General features: G+C 68.9%; 14 protein-coding genes. 2 read left to right on the top strand and 12 right to left on the bottom strand.

Annotation, left to right across the window (positions count from 1 at the left end):
- Nucleotides 1-9 precede the first annotated feature (9 nt).
- The 7 genes from carB to ACIA75_RS14585 all read right to left on the bottom strand — a co-directional run bounded on the left by carB (nucleotide 10) and on the right by ACIA75_RS14585 (nucleotide 8,449).
- Nucleotides 10-3,363, bottom strand: coding sequence for a carbamoyl-phosphate synthase large subunit (gene carB, locus ACIA75_RS14615; RefSeq protein WP_397103888.1), 3,354 nt, complete (start codon nucleotides 3,361-3,363; stop codon nucleotides 10-12).
- Nucleotides 3,363-4,484: a glutamine-hydrolyzing carbamoyl-phosphate synthase small subunit gene (gene carA / locus ACIA75_RS14610; RefSeq protein WP_397103886.1), complete on the bottom strand. Its 1,122-nt coding sequence runs from the start codon at nucleotides 4,482-4,484 to the stop codon at nucleotides 3,363-3,365. Before carA ends, carB begins: the two co-directional genes overlap by 1 nt.
- Complete coding sequence (locus ACIA75_RS14605; protein WP_397103884.1) at nucleotides 4,481-4,978, bottom strand: transporter; 498 nt, start codon at nucleotides 4,976-4,978, stop codon at nucleotides 4,481-4,483. The genes carA and ACIA75_RS14605 overlap by 4 nt, the downstream gene beginning before the upstream one ends.
- The gene (locus ACIA75_RS14600; RefSeq protein ID WP_397103882.1) at nucleotides 4,978-6,291 is read right to left on the bottom strand and encodes a dihydroorotase; all 1,314 of its coding nucleotides are present in this window, start codon (nucleotides 6,289-6,291) and stop codon (nucleotides 4,978-4,980) included. The genes ACIA75_RS14605 and ACIA75_RS14600 overlap by 1 nt, the downstream gene beginning before the upstream one ends.
- Nucleotides 6,288-7,244 carry an aspartate carbamoyltransferase catalytic subunit gene (locus tag ACIA75_RS14595; protein ID WP_397103880.1) on the bottom strand — a complete coding sequence of 319 codons (957 nt, stop codon included), beginning with the start codon at nucleotides 7,242-7,244 and terminating at the stop codon, nucleotides 6,288-6,290. Before ACIA75_RS14595 ends, ACIA75_RS14600 begins: the two co-directional genes overlap by 4 nt.
- Nucleotides 7,241-7,882 carry a bifunctional pyr operon transcriptional regulator/uracil phosphoribosyltransferase PyrR gene (pyrR, locus tag ACIA75_RS14590; RefSeq protein ID WP_397103878.1) on the bottom strand — a complete coding sequence of 214 codons (642 nt, stop codon included), beginning with the start codon at nucleotides 7,880-7,882 and terminating at the stop codon, nucleotides 7,241-7,243. Before pyrR ends, ACIA75_RS14595 begins: the two co-directional genes overlap by 4 nt.
- Nucleotides 7,883-8,065: 183 nt before the next feature.
- Nucleotides 8,066-8,449 (bottom strand): class I SAM-dependent methyltransferase, encoded by a 384-nt coding sequence (locus ACIA75_RS14585; protein WP_397103876.1) that lies wholly within the window; start codon nucleotides 8,447-8,449, stop codon nucleotides 8,066-8,068.
- A 148-nt stretch (nucleotides 8,450-8,597) separates the two neighbouring features.
- On the opposite strand from ACIA75_RS14585, the gene ACIA75_RS14580 reads away from it, so the two are divergent.
- Nucleotides 8,598-9,224 carry an alpha-ketoglutarate-dependent dioxygenase AlkB gene (locus ACIA75_RS14580; RefSeq protein ID WP_397103874.1) on the top strand — a complete coding sequence of 209 codons (627 nt, stop codon included), beginning with the start codon at nucleotides 8,598-8,600 and terminating at the stop codon, nucleotides 9,222-9,224.
- 4 nt (nucleotides 9,225-9,228) lie between these two features.
- Here ACIA75_RS14580 and ACIA75_RS14575 read toward each other — a convergent pair whose 3' ends face one another.
- Entirely contained in the window at nucleotides 9,229-10,053 is an 825-nt protein-coding gene (locus ACIA75_RS14575; RefSeq protein WP_397103872.1) for a hypothetical protein, read from the bottom strand.
- Nucleotides 10,054-10,134: 81 nt separating this feature from the next.
- Nucleotides 10,135-10,704, bottom strand: a complete 570-nt coding sequence (locus tag ACIA75_RS14570) for a helix-turn-helix domain-containing protein (RefSeq protein WP_397103870.1) — start codon at nucleotides 10,702-10,704, stop codon at nucleotides 10,135-10,137.
- Nucleotides 10,705-10,787: 83 nt separating this feature from the next.
- Here ACIA75_RS14570 and ACIA75_RS14565 point away from each other — a divergent pair, with 83 nt between their 5' ends.
- Entirely contained in the window at nucleotides 10,788-11,759 is a 972-nt protein-coding gene (locus tag ACIA75_RS14565) for a zinc-binding alcohol dehydrogenase family protein (protein WP_397103868.1), read from the top strand.
- Between the two features lie 190 nt (nucleotides 11,760-11,949).
- Here ACIA75_RS14565 and ACIA75_RS14560 read toward each other — a convergent pair whose 3' ends face one another.
- The 3 genes from ACIA75_RS14560 to nusB form a co-directional block, all read right to left on the bottom strand.
- On the bottom strand, nucleotides 11,950-12,483 hold the full coding sequence (locus tag ACIA75_RS14560) for a DUF4334 domain-containing protein (protein WP_397103867.1): 534 nt from the start codon (nucleotides 12,481-12,483) through the stop codon (nucleotides 11,950-11,952).
- Nucleotides 12,484-12,608: 125 nt separating this feature from the next.
- Nucleotides 12,609-12,866 (bottom strand): YciI family protein, encoded by a 258-nt coding sequence (locus tag ACIA75_RS14555; RefSeq protein ID WP_397103865.1) that lies wholly within the window; start codon nucleotides 12,864-12,866, stop codon nucleotides 12,609-12,611.
- Between the two features lies 1 nt (nucleotide 12,867).
- Nucleotides 12,868-13,374 carry a transcription antitermination factor NusB gene (nusB, locus tag ACIA75_RS14550; protein WP_397103864.1) on the bottom strand — a complete coding sequence of 169 codons (507 nt, stop codon included), beginning with the start codon at nucleotides 13,372-13,374 and terminating at the stop codon, nucleotides 12,868-12,870.
- Between the last annotated feature and the right edge of the window lie 2 nt (nucleotides 13,375-13,376).

Here is a 13,376-nt window from a genome sequence, read left to right as displayed (position 1 = left end):
GCCGCGCCCTCAGCCGCGCAGCGCCGAATGCAGTTCCTGCAGGGAGCGCACGCCCAGCCCGCCGGCGATACTGGCCTCGATCCCCTGGACGGCCGCGGCGGCACCCTGCACGGTGGTGATGCAGGGGATGTTCACGCTCACCGCGGCACTGCGGATCTCGTAACCGTCCACCCGGGGCCCGGAGTTGCCGTACGGGGTGTTGAACACCATGTCGACCTCGCCGTCGCGGATCTGTTCCACGATGGACGCGGCGGGCGGTTCGCCGCCGTTCGCCGGCACCGGGTCGGAGTGCTTGCGTACCTCTTCGCAGGGGATCCCGTTGCGCCGCAGCATTTCCGCGGTGCCCGCGGTGGCCAGGATCCGGAAACCCAGATCGTGCAGCCGTTTGACCGGGAAGACCATGGCCCGCTTGTCCCGGTTGGCGATCGAGACGAAGACGGTGCCTTCGGTGGGCAGCGACCCGTAGGCCGCGGACTGGCTCTTGGCGAAGGCGGTACCGAAATCGGCGTCGATACCCATGACCTCACCCGTGGATTTCATCTCCGGGGAGAGCAGCGAATCCACCTGGCTGCCGTCGGCGCGGCGGAAGCGGTGGAAGGGCAGGACCGCTTCTTTGACCGCGACCGGGGCGTCCAGCGGGACGTGCCCGCCGTCACCGTCGGGCAGCATGCCCTCGGCGCGGAGGTCGGCGATGGTGGCGCCGAGCATGATCCGGGCGGCCGCCTTGGCCAGCGGTACCGCGGTCGCCTTGGAGACGAACGGGACCGTGCGGCTGGCGCGCGGGTTCGCCTCCAGGACGTAGAGCACATCGTCCTTGAGCGCGTACTGCACGTTCAGCAGCCCGCGGACGCCGATACCCTTGGCCAGCGCGATGGTGGAGCGCCGTACCGCTTCGATATCGCTGCGCCCCAGCGTGATCGGCGGCAGCGCGCAGGCCGAATCACCGGAGTGGATCCCGGCTTCCTCGATATGTTCCATGACCCCGCCGAGGAACACCTCGTCGCCGTCGCAGAGCGCGTCGACGTCGATCTCGATGGCGTCTTCGAGGAAGCGGTCCACCAGCACCGGGTGCTCGGGGCTGAGTTCGGTGGCGCGGGAGATGTAGCCCTCGAGGGACTTCTCGTCGTAGACGATCTCCATCCCGCGGCCGCCGAGCACATAGGACGGCCGGACCAGGACCGGGTAGCCGATATCGGCGGCGATCTTACGGGCCTGCTCGAAGGTGGTGGCGGTGCCGTACTTGGGGGCGGGCAGGCCGGCGGCGACCAGGACGTCACCGAATTCCCCGCGGTCCTCGGCCAGGTCGATGGCGGCGGCACTGGTACCGACCACCGGAACCCCGGCATCGGTGAGCTTCTGCGCCAGACCCAGCGGGGTCTGCCCGCCGAGCTGGACGATCACACCCGCGACCGTGCCGGATTCGGTTTCCGCGTGATAGACCTCGAGCACATCCTCGAAGGTGAGCGGTTCGAAGTAGAGCCGGTCGGCGGTGTCGTAGTCGGTGGAGACGGTCTCGGGGTTGCAGTTGACCATGACCGTCTCGTAACCGGCGGCCGACAGCGTCTGCGCGGCGTGCACACAGGAGTAGTCGAATTCGATGCCCTGCCCGATGCGGTTCGGCCCGGAGCCGAGGATGATCACCTTCGCACGGTCGGGCTGCGGGGCGACCTCGGATTCGGCCTCGGGGTCGAGCTCGTAGGCCGAATAGTGGTACGGGGTCTTCGCCTCGAATTCGGCGGCGCAGGTATCCACCGTCTTGAACACGGGGCGCACCCCGAGCCGGTGCCGCAACGAACGTACGCCGCCCTCCCCGGCCAGCTCCGGCCGCAGCGCGGCGATCTGCCGGTCGGACAGGCCGTGGTACTTCGCCCGGCGCAGCAGCGGTTCGTCCAGGACCGCGGTGTCGAGCAGTTCCCGGCGCAGCTCGACCAGCCCGGCGATCTCGGCGACGAACCACGGGTCGATCCCGGACGCCTCGGCGACGTCCTCGATACTCGCGCCGAACCGCAGAGCCCGTTCCACCTGGTAGATCCGGCCCTCGACCGGGGTGCGCAGATCCGTCAGGATCGCCGCGATCGCGGTATCCACATCACCCTGGTCCGGCGACGCCGGCGCCCAGGCGGCGTCCTCGGTGGTCCAGAAACCGGTGGACTTGGTTTCCAGCGACCGCAGCACCTTGCCCAGGGCCTCGGCGAAATTGCGGCCGAGCGACATGGCCTCGCCCACCGATTTCATCGTGGTAGTGAGGGTGGGGTCGGCGCCGGGGAACTTCTCGAAGGCGAACCGCGGCGCCTTCACCACCACATAGTCGAGGGTGGGTTCGAAGCAGGCCGGGGTTTCCTTGGTGATGTCGTTGACGATTTCGTCCAGCGTGTAGCCGATGGCCAGCTTGGCCGCGATCTTGGCGATGGGGAAACCCGTAGCTTTGGACGCCAGCGCCGAGGACCGCGACACGCGCGGGTTCATCTCGATCACGATGAGCCGGCCGTCGCTGGGGTCCACCGCGAACTGGATATTGCAGCCGCCGGTATCCACGCCGACCTCGCGCAGGATCGCGATACCGAGGTCGCGCATCTTCTGGTACTCGCGGTCGGTGAGCGTCAGCGCGGGTGCGACGGTCATCGAATCGCCGGTGTGCACACCCATCGGGTCCACGTTCTCGATCGAGCAGACGATCACGACATTGTCGCGGCCGTCGCGCATCAGCTCGAGCTCGTATTCCTTCCAGCCCAGGATGGATTCCTCGATGAGGACGTTCGCGGTGGGCGAGGCGGCCAGACCGCCACCGGCGATCCGGTCCAGATCCTCGTCGTTGTAGGCCATCCCGGAACCGAGCCCGCCCATGGTGAACGAGGGTCGTACGACAACCGGGAAGCCCAGTTCGGCGACGGTATCGCGGACCTCGTCCATGGTGTAGCAGACCCGCGAGCGGGCGCTCTCCCCGCCGACGCTCGCCACGATGTCCTTGAACTTCTGCCGGTCCTCACCGCGCTGGATGGCCTCGAAATCCGCGCCGATCAGCTCGACCCCGTATTTCTCCAGCACACCGCGCTCGTGCAGGGCGACCGCCGTGTTCAGCGCGGTCTGCCCGCCCAGGGTGGCCAGCAAGGCGTCCGGGCGTTCCTTCTCGATGACCTTTTCGACGAATTCCGGGGTGATCGGTTCCACATAGGTGGAATCGGCGAATTCCGGGTCGGTCATAATGGTCGCCGGGTTGGAGTTGACCAGCGAAACCCGCAGGCCCTCCGCGCGCAGCACCCGGCATGCCTGGGTGCCCGAGTAATCGAACTCGCACGCTTGACCGATGACGATCGGGCCCGATCCGATGACCAGAATATGTTCGAGATCGGTACGGCGAGGCATCAGGCTCCCTTCATCTGACCGGCGAACCGGTCGAACAAGTACGCGGCATCATGAGGTCCGGCGGCCGCTTCCGGGTGGTATTGCACGGAGAAGGCGCGACCGTCCACCAGACGGACCCCTTCCACCGTGCCGTCGTTGGCGCAGACATGGCTGACCTCGGCCTTGCCGAACGGGGTGTCGAACTGTTCACCGCGCTCGCCTTCCAGCGCGAACCCGTGGTTCTGCGCGGTGATCGAGATGCGGCCGGTGTCGTGCTCGACGACCGGGATGTTGATGCCCCGGTGACCGAACTTCATCTTGTAGGTCCCCCGGCCGAGCGCGCGGCCCAGGATCTGGTTCCCGAAGCAGATACCGAACAGCGGCAGGCCCTGGTCGAGCAGGCCCTGGGTGAGGGCGACCGCGGTATCGGCGGTGGCCGGATCGCCGGGGCCGTTGGACAGGAACGCGCCGTCGGGTTTCAGTTCCAGGATCTTGTCCAGGCTCGCCGACGACGGGACCACATGCACCCGCATCCCGCGCTCGGCGAACATCCGCGGGGTATTGGATTTGATGCCGAGGTCCACCGCGACCACCGTGAACCGGGGCTCACCCTCGGGTTCGACGGTATAGATCTCGTCGGTACTGACCTCACCGGCCAGGTCCGCGCCGAGCATCGACGGCTGCCCGGTCACCCGGGCGAGCAGCTCCGCGGGCTCGGCGAGCGCGGGCCCGGAGAAGATACCGGCCTTCATCGACCCGCGGCTGCGCAGATGCCGCACCACCGCGCGGGTGTCGATCCGGGCGATCCCGACGATGTTCTGCTCTTCCAGCTGCCCCGGCAGGGTGCCGGTGGCCCGCCAGTTCGAGGCGCGGCGGGCGGGATCGCGCACCGCATAGCCCGCGACCCAGATGCGCTGCGATTCGTCGTCCTCGTCGTTCCAGCCCGTATTACCGATCTGCGGGGCCGTCGCCACCACGATCTGCCGGTGATAACTCGGATCGGTGAGCGTTTCCTGGTAGCCGGTCATGGCGGTGCAGAACACCGCTTCGCCGAGGGTCTGCCCGATCGCACCGTAGGCGTTCCCGCGGAACACCCGCCCGTCCTCGAGGACCAGGGCCGCGGCTGTTGTCGTACTCGTCATTGTTCGTCGTCTCCCGTCGTTGCCCGCGCCCAAGCCGGATACACCGTTTTGTCGTCGCCCCGGAACCCGGTGTCGATTTCGGTTCCGGTCGGCAGCGTCCAGCGGATCACCAGGACGCCACCTTCGGTCATGACCTTGCCCGCGTGCCCGCGTTCGGTCCGGATGGCGGTGATGGATTCCGCCGGTATCCAGATCGCCGAGGCGCCCTGGCGGGCCAGCAGGATCCCTTTCTCGAACCGGGTCAGCTCCGCGGTCGCGCGGAATCCCAGGTCACCGACGGCTATCCGGTCCTGCCAACTCGGCGCCATGGTGCTGCCGAGATAGAGACCGGTGGCCGGTTCCAGCACTTGCGCGCCGGTGTCGTCCGGGACCGGGGGCAGGTCACCGATCCGGTCCTCCTGCCGGGCCGCGCGATTGCGCCAGCCCCGGTACATCAGATACACCGCCAGCACCCACAGCAGCACGCAGAGGATGACCCAGAGTGTCCGTTCCATCAGTGGCCTCCCACCGGTGCGGGGGCGGCGGCCACACCGTCGCGGGCGGTGATCCGGCCGCGCAGCAGTGTGGTGGTGACCCGGCCGGGCAGCGTCATCGACTGGAAGGGCGTATTGCTCGCGATACTGGCGAGGTGCTCGCCCTCCACCGTCCAGCTCGCCTCCGGGTCGACCAGGACCAGGTTGGCGGGTTCGCCGACCTCGATCGGCCGGCCGTGATCGTCGAGCCCGACGATGTCGGCCGGACGTTCACTCATCACCCGCGCCACCCCGCGCCAATCCAGCAGACCGGGCCGGACCATGGTCTCCACCACGATCGACAGCGCCGTCTGCAAGCCGAGCATCCCGGGCCGGGCCGCCGCGAATTCGCAGCATTTGTCCTGTTCGGCATGGGGTGCATGATCGGTGGCGACACAGTCGACGATCCCGGCGGCCAGCGCCTGCCGCAACGCCTCGGTATCGGATCCCTCGCGCAGCGGCGGATTCACCTTGTTGACCGCGTCGTAGGTCTCCAGCCGGGCGTCGGTCAGCAGCAGATGATGCGGGGTGACCTCGGCCGTGATCGCGATCCCCTGGTCCTTGGCCCATTTCACCAGCTCGACCGTGCCCGCGGTCGACGCATGGCAGATATGGACCCGCGCACCGGCGTCGCGGGCGAGCAGCGCGTCCCGCGCCACGATGGATTCCTCGGCGGCCCGCGGCCAGCCCGCCAGTCCCAGCCGGGCCGCGGTCGGGCCCTCGTGCGCGACCGCGCCGCGGGTGAGCCGGGGCTCCTCGGCATGCTGGGCGATCAGTACATCGAGGGACCGCGCGTACTCCAGCGCCCGCCGCATGATCAGCGGATCGTGGACGCAATGCCCATCGTCGGAGAACATGCGCACCCCGGCGACGCCGGCGGCCATCGTCCCCATTTCGGCGAGCTGTTCGCCGGCGAGCCCGACGGTGACGGCACCGACCGGATACACATCGACGAGCCCGACTTCCCGGCCGCGCCGCCACACGTGATCGGTGATCACCTGCGTATCGGCGACCGGCGCGGTATTGGCCATGGCGAACACAGCCGTATACCCGCCGAGCGCCGCGGCGGCGGACCCGGATTCGATGGTCTCGGTGTCCTCCCGGCCCGGTTCCCGCAGATGTGTATGCAGGTCCACGAACCCGGGCAGCAGTACCTGTCCCTCGGCCGCGACTATCTCGGCATCGCCGGCCGTCAGCCCGGTCCCGATCTCCCGGATCACCCCGCCGGAGATCAGCACATCGACCGGTTCGCCCTCACCGTAGAGACGCACTCCGGTGATCAGCACCGTGTTCACGCCGCGGCCTCCTGCACACCGACCAGCAGGCGGAAAAGCACCGCCATGCGCATATGGACTCCATTCGTCACCTGTTGCAATACGGCCGCGCGCGGGGAATCCGCCACCGACGACGCGATCTCCATCCCGCGCAGCATCGGGCCGGGGTGCAGCACCACCGCGTGTTCGTCGAGCAGACCCACGCGCCGTTCACTCAGGCCATAGCGGACGGCGTATTCGCGGGCCGACGGGAAGAACCCGCCGTTCATCCGCTCCGCCTGGACCCGCAGCATGAGCACGGCGTCGGCGCCGGGCAGCTCGGAATCCAGATCCACCGAAACCCGCACCGGCCAGTCCTCGACACCCACCGGTAGCAGCGTGCGCGGCGCCACCAGCACCACTTCCGCGCCGAGGGTGGACAGCAGGAAGGCATTGGACCGGGCCACCCGGCTGTGCAGGATATCGCCGACGATCACCACCCGCCGCCCGGCGATATCACCCAGCCGCTGCCGCAGCGTGAGCGCGTCGAGCAGAGCTTGGGTGGGATGCTGGTGCGTTCCGTCACCGGCATTGATCACCGCGGGTACCGCGCTGCCCGATTGCCGCGACCATTCCTCGAACCAGTGGGTGATCTGATGCGCCGCGCCGGAAGCGGGGTGGCGCACGATGAGCGCGTCGGCCCCCGCCGCGTGCAGGGTGAGCGCGGTATCGCGCAGCGACTCCCCTTTCGCGACCGAGGAACTGCTCGCGCTCACATTGATCACATCGGCGCTCATCCATTTGCCGGCGACCTCGAACGAGACCCGGGTCCGGGTGGAGTTCTCGAAGAACACCGTCATCACCGTGCGGCCGCGCAGGGTGGGCAGTTTGCGCACCTCACGGCCCAGCAGCGCCTGCTCGAAGCGTTCGGCCTCGTCCAGTAGTTCCGTGGCGGTCTCGCGATCGAGATCGGTCACCGTCAGCAGATGCCTCACTGTCCCTCCCCCTGATGCAGAAAGACGCCGTCGCGGCCGTCGTGTTCGGTCAGCAGCACCGAGACATCCTCGGCGCGCGAGGTGGGCACGTTCTTCCCGACGAAATCGGCCCGGATCGGCAATTCCCGATGGCCGCGGTCGACGAGAACGGCGAGCTGCACGGCCCGCGGCCGGCCCAGATCGCGCAGGGCGTCGAGTGCGGACCGGACCGTGCGCCCGGAGAAGAGCACATCGTCGACCAGGACGACCAGCGCGTCCTCGACCCCGCCCTCGGGGACCGAGGTGCGTTCCAGCGGCCGGTGCGGTTTGCTGCGCAGGTCGTCGCGGTAGAGCGTGATATCCAGCGAACCCAGTGCGGGTCGCACCCCGGAGAATTCCTCGATCTTGTCGGTGAGCCGCGCCGCGAGGGTGGTGCCCCGGGTCGGGATGCCGATCAGCACCACACGGGGTGTGCCCGGGTCGCCGGAATCCAGCGCGGTGCGTTCGATGATCTGATGCGCGATCCGCGCGACGGTCCGGCCGACATCGGAGGGGGACAACAATTCCCGTCCCGCCGCCACCCATTCCGGTGTATGCCGCTCTGCGGGCGTGGCCTCGGCAGCGCCGGACGTGGCGGCCCGTTCTTCGGGCACAGCCATACCGACCTCCTTCCCCGCCTCACCGGACGGTCCGTTAAAGGATGTCTTACGCCGAGCAGCCTATCAGCCCCGCCACGGCACTTTTCACCAGGTGAGGCGGCCGAAGCAGGTGTGAGCGCGGCCACCCGCACACCCGGGCCGCCGCCGGTGTGAGGCCCGCTACCCGGCGCGTGCCGCGATCACTCACGGACCGCCAGGACATGACCGACGGCGGGGTCGGCACCGACCGCGCCGGGCCGCCCGTAGGGCGCGACGAGATCGTCCCATGTCCAGACCGGCACCGAGCAGGACGATCTGCGGACAGCCCGCACCGGTGGCCTCCTGGACGGAATCGTCGACGGCTCGGACCGCAAGGGTGCGGCCTTCGTAGAACTGGCCGGCCAGCGTTTCCAGACGCGACCAGCGATCGTCGCCGAATCCCGGGCGCGCGGCGGCGACGAACGCCTCGGCGAGCGGGTCCGCGTACAACCTGTCGGGTCGCGCGGTCTCCCGGACCCGGACGAGCGCGACACCGAGCGCGGTCATCGCCACACCGGCGGTCGGGATCGGTACAGCTGGTTCGGACATCGACGCTCCCTCCGGGAAAACCTGCTTGTCGCCCGGCCAGTCAACCCCACGGAACGCTCCGGCGTCACCGAAGTCGCGCTCTTCTACCACTTCCGGACGAAACACACGACGATCGAACATGCGTTCGACTATCCGCTATGCTTCGACTATGTCGACACCGCTGCAAGGATCACTCCTCGACGGCTTCGGCGCGATCGAACTCGAACCGCTCGCGGGCACCCGCCGCACCCACCTCACCGAGGGAGCCTGGGTGGATCTGCGGCCAGGATGGCTGCGCGGCGCCGACGAACTCTTCGACCGGCTGGCCACCACCGTTCCGTGGTACGGCGAGCGACGCCCGATGTACGACCGGGTGGTCGAGGTACCGCGACTGCTGTGTTTCTACGGAGAGTCCGAGCCGCTGCCCGATCCCGTACTCACGGACGCACGCAGCGCGCTGTCCGACCACTACCGCAACGAGCTCGGCGAACCGTTCCGCACCGCCGGACTGTGCTATTACCGCGACGGCCGCGACAGTGTGGCCTGGCACGGGGACACCCTCGGACGCGGCGCCGTGCAGGACACCATGGTCGCCATCCTCACGCTGGGCGCACCCCGGCCGCTGCTCCTGCGGCCCCGATCCGGCGGCCCGAGCCTCCGATTCCGGCCCGGCCACGGCGACCTGTTCGTCATGGGCGGGTCGTGCCAGCGCACCTGGGAACACGCCGTACCGAAATCCCGGCGCGCGACCGGGCCACGGATCAGCATCCAGTTCCGGCCGCGCGATGTGCGCTGAACGATCAGTTCCGGGCCGGCGGGGCCGGTAGCGCGCGACGGCGGATGGCCGCGGCCTCGGACCAGATACGCCGCTGGACCCACTCGGTGGGCACCACTCCCGCGGCGCACAACTCCGCCCGGGCGCGGCGCGCGGCCCCGACCATCCGCCGGTACTGCCGGAAGACCTGCACCTCACCGTCACCCGTCTCATCCAGGTACGCGTAGTCCATGTCCGACGACTCGGCGTCGCCGAGCCGGGCGACACCGACCGCCCAGTCACGCAGCCATTCGGCGGAACCCGCGAGCACGAGCAACCGGCCGAAGCGATCGATCCGGCACTGCCCGGCAGGTGGCCGGAGATAGCCCGCGGAGCCCGCGAACATCTGCTCCCGCCATTCCTCCAGCGCCGCCACCGCGGCCGGAAGCCCGAATGTCTGCCACCGGACAGTGCCGTCCGGCCGACCACGCAGGGGTAACCGGCGGCTCAGCGCCGCGGCCGTCTTCCGCGTGAACACCGTACGGTCCGAGGGCACGAGCACGATCGGATCGGCGGGCGCGCTGTCGAACGGATTCGGGTCGAGATGCCGTGCATCGATGACCACCAGGGTCCCGGGACGCCGCTGATACGACAGCCCCCACAACAGCCGGGCCAGTACCCGGGCACCACGCCAGTCCGAGAGCACATGCCAGGTGTCGTGGAAACGATTGGTGGAGAACCGGAAATCGGTATCCGGCCGCAAACTGATCACCGTGTAGACACGCCCGTCGAGCAGCATGACGCGCCGGTGCAGTTTCAGCAGTTCATCGGTGGCCGCGACACGGCGCGGCCGACTCGTCCGCGTGGCCATGTCACCTCCGAATCCCGCCTCGCGTAGCCGGACAAGGAGACCACGAATACGCGGGGCGGACAACGGATTTTCCGCCGGCGGCTACGGGGTGCGCAGCACCGAGCGCACCAGTTCGGCCACCGCCGCGAGCAGCCGATCACGCGCACCCGAGCGGACGAGATCCGGCACGGTCGCACCGGCCAGGCTGTCCATCAGCAACCGGCCGACGACCTCGGCGTCCAGCTCCGGGCGCGCCTCGCCCAGCAATGCGGTGATGTGCCGGCGCCAGAACAGGTGGAATTCCTCGGTGCGCGGATGCGGCGCCACGGTCCGGTAGATGGCCATCAGGTCCATATTGTCGATCGACAGGCACGCCAGGGCCTCGAGGAACGCGACCAGCCGGTCACCGGCCGGCGCACCCGGCCCCAGCGGCGGCGGCCCCTCGGTGACGGCCGCCCGCAGCGTGAGCGCGCTCTCCGCGACCAACTCGTGCAGCAGGCCGGCGCGGTTGCCGAACCGGTGGAAGATCGTACCTTTTCCGACTCCCGCGGCGGCCGCGACGCGATCCATGGTGACGGCTTCGGCGCCGTGTTCCGCCAGCAGCGCGGCAGTCGCGTCGAGGATCGCGCGCCGGTTGCGGGCAGCATCCGCACGTTCCTTCGCGGGAGCCATCACACCACCTTCGTTGACAAGTTGACCGTCGGTCCATATCGTAATTCGGTAACTGGACCGACAGTCAACTTAAGGAGTTTCCTGTGCAGGCAATCGTAATGACGGCTACCGGTGGACCCGAGGTGCTGGTCCCCCGCGAGGTCCCGCGACCGCGCCCGGCCGCCGGTGAAGTGCTGATCCGGGCGGCGGCGATCCCCGTCCTCTATCCCGAAACCCAACTGCGCTCGGGAGCGTTCCCGACGACCACACCTCCGCCCATGGTCTTCGGTTTCCAGGTCGCCGGGGAAGTTGTCGATGTGGGCGCCGGTGTCGCATCCGATCTCGCGGGCCGGCTCGTGGTCGCCGACACCGCCGGTGTCGGTTCCTATGCCGAATTCGTCTGCGCAAGCGCCGAGAGCACGACCCCCATACCCGCCGGTGTGCCGGTCGAGGAGGCGGCCGCGGCGATGATGAGCGGTTCGGTCGCACTGGCGCTGCTGGAGACGGCGAACCTGACCGGATCCGAGACCGTGCTGATAGAAGCGGGAGCCACCGGCGTGGGCAGCTATCTGATCCAGCTGGCCCGGGAGTTCGGCGCGGCGCACGTGATCGCCACGGCGGGTGGCGCCACCAAAATCGAGCATGCCCGGGCCCTGGGCGCCGATCTGGTCATCGACCACCGCGAGGAACGGTGGACCGACCGGATCGGCGAGAGCGCACCGGCCACCGTCGATGTCGTGTTCGATTCCCTCGGTGGTGCCTCGGCGACAGCGCTCTTGGCGGCGATGACCCCCGGTTCGGGCCGGATGCTCAGCTACGGCTGGCTAACCGGGGCACCGGCGCAGGTATCGGCCGCCGACCTCATTCCGGGCGGTCTCACCCTCACCGCCTGCGCGGGCGCAGCCTGGCACGGGCGGGTGCACCGGGCCAGAGCCGATACCCTCGCGCGGGTACCCGCACTGGCGTCCGCGGTCGAGACCGTACTGCCCCTCGACGAGGCCGCTCGGGCACACGAATTGGTGGAGTCGCGGATTCCGCTGGGCAAGGTGATCCTGCGACCGTCTGCGTCCGCGTAATCCTCCGGCCGACCGCGCCACCATCCTGTGTACGCGACCGCGGCCGTGATGCTGCGACTGTCCGCCACCGCATAGTTCCGGAACCCGCCGCGCCGCCGACAATGCGACGGCAGCGGCGCCCGGTGATTCTGCGGCCCGTCCATGACCGCACACCAACCGGCGACAGGCCTCATCGCCGAGCAGGCAACGGTCAGCGGCGCAGTACGAAGAAGTACGGTTCGGCCATCCCCCGCATATCCATGACACCGAGCAGTGCATCGGGGCCGAGCCGGCGGAAGTGGTCGATAATCGGCTTGTGGTCGTAGACCATGGCAGCGCTCACCACGCCGCGGTACTCGATATCGCGCAATCGCGCGGTCGGTTTGCGGGTACGGAGTGCCGGGGCGAGGGTGCGCAGGTTGTTGCGCATCGGGCGCAACCACTCCGGTTTGATCTTGTCCGCCAGCGCGAGCGGAACCCGGCGGGGATCCACCGCGAAAACGGTGCCGCGCTCATCGGTGAACAGCAACGGATGGACCTCTTCGGGTGCATCGAACTGTTTTCCGTACCAACCGGATTCGGTCAGCATGCCATCCATCGGATGGCCGGTCGGCAGTTCTTCGCCGCGCCAGCGGCCGGTGGTCACCTCATCCACCCGGGCGGCGGGGAGACTGTCGAAGATCTCCCACGCCTGCGCGGTGGTGCAGCCGCCGTCGGGCAGCACAATCTCGGTGTTCTCGGTCATTCCCGCGCTCCTCGAACTGTGGTGGGACGTTGCGACGAACAGCCTATCGCTCTCTCATCCCGGGCGACGCCGCGGCGGATACCACTCGGGCATCATCGGGCGCCGGTCGATCCGGGGCACCGAGATCAGCCGGTGATCTCCCACTCGTAGACCGTGAGTTCGGACGATCCGGAGGTGTGCAGCGGATCGGTGAACACCACCGCCTCGGCCGCCGCGCGGGAATCGGCGAGCACGATGTAGGCGCCACCGGTTCCGTCCGTGAATGGGCCGGCCTCCTGCAGCATGCCCTGCGCGCGCAGGCCATCCAGGAACTGCCGGTGCGGTTCACCGACGGCCGGATCGTAGGCGGGGGCGCGCAGCGCAAGTACCAGATACTTGCGCACGTCAGCTTTCCGTTTCCGGTTCGGCCCGGGTCGCCGACGCGGCCGCCCGGATCTGCGGCGCCACCTGCACCACCTGACCCAGTACCCCGTTGACGAAGCCCGGGGAATCGTCGGTGGACAGCTCCTTGGCCAATTCCACCGCCTCGTCCACGGCGACGATCGGCGGAACATCGGTGGCGTACAGCAGTTCCCATACCGCGACCCGCAGGATGGCCCGGTCCACGGCCGGCAGCCGCCCGAGGGTCCAATCCTGGAGGTACGACTCGATCGTGCCGTCGACCCGGTCGAGCTCCTCGGCAATACCGTCCACCAGGGTCCGGGTGTAGGCGTGAACCGGCGCGACCGCCTGGTCGTGGGCGGCGAGCTCGATCCGCTCATCGGCCAGATCGGCGGGGTCGACATCCCGGGCCTCGGCCTCGAACAACAGATCGACCGCCCGGCGCCGGGCCTTGTGGCGGGCGCCGAGTTTCTTGTACGCGGATTTCTTGTCCGCCGACTGGTCGGCCACGA

Source organism: Nocardia sp. NPDC051750, from assembly GCF_044453135.1.
Taxonomy (GTDB): domain Bacteria; phylum Actinomycetota; class Actinomycetes; order Mycobacteriales; family Mycobacteriaceae; genus Nocardia.
Note: the sequence above shows the minus strand (reverse complement) of the source record. Positions and strands in the feature narration are given on the sequence as shown.

Coding starts and splice junctions, on each gene's coding strand:
- ACIA75_RS14560 (WP_397103867.1), bottom strand. CDS start 12,483: ATGACCGAGAACACCGAGATTGTGCTGCCCGACGGCGGCTGCACCACC.
- carA (WP_397103886.1), bottom strand. CDS start 4,484: ATGACGAGTACGACAACAGCCGCGGCCCTGGTCCTCGAGGACGGGCGG.
- carB (WP_397103888.1), bottom strand. CDS start 3,363: ATGCCTCGCCGTACCGATCTCGAACATATTCTGGTCATCGGATCGGGC.
- ACIA75_RS14580 (WP_397103874.1), top strand. CDS start 8,598: ATGTCGACACCGCTGCAAGGATCACTCCTCGACGGCTTCGGCGCGATC.
- ACIA75_RS14575 (WP_397103872.1), bottom strand. CDS start 10,053: ATGGCCACGCGGACGAGTCGGCCGCGCCGTGTCGCGGCCACCGATGAA.
- ACIA75_RS14570 (WP_397103870.1), bottom strand. CDS start 10,704: ATGGCTCCCGCGAAGGAACGTGCGGATGCTGCCCGCAACCGGCGCGCG.
- ACIA75_RS14585 (WP_397103876.1), bottom strand. CDS start 8,449: ATGTCCGAACCAGCTGTACCGATCCCGACCGCCGGTGTGGCGATGACC.
- pyrR (WP_397103878.1), bottom strand. CDS start 7,882: ATGGCTGTGCCCGAAGAACGGGCCGCCACGTCCGGCGCTGCCGAGGCC.
- ACIA75_RS14605 (WP_397103884.1), bottom strand. CDS start 4,978: ATGGAACGGACACTCTGGGTCATCCTCTGCGTGCTGCTGTGGGTGCTG.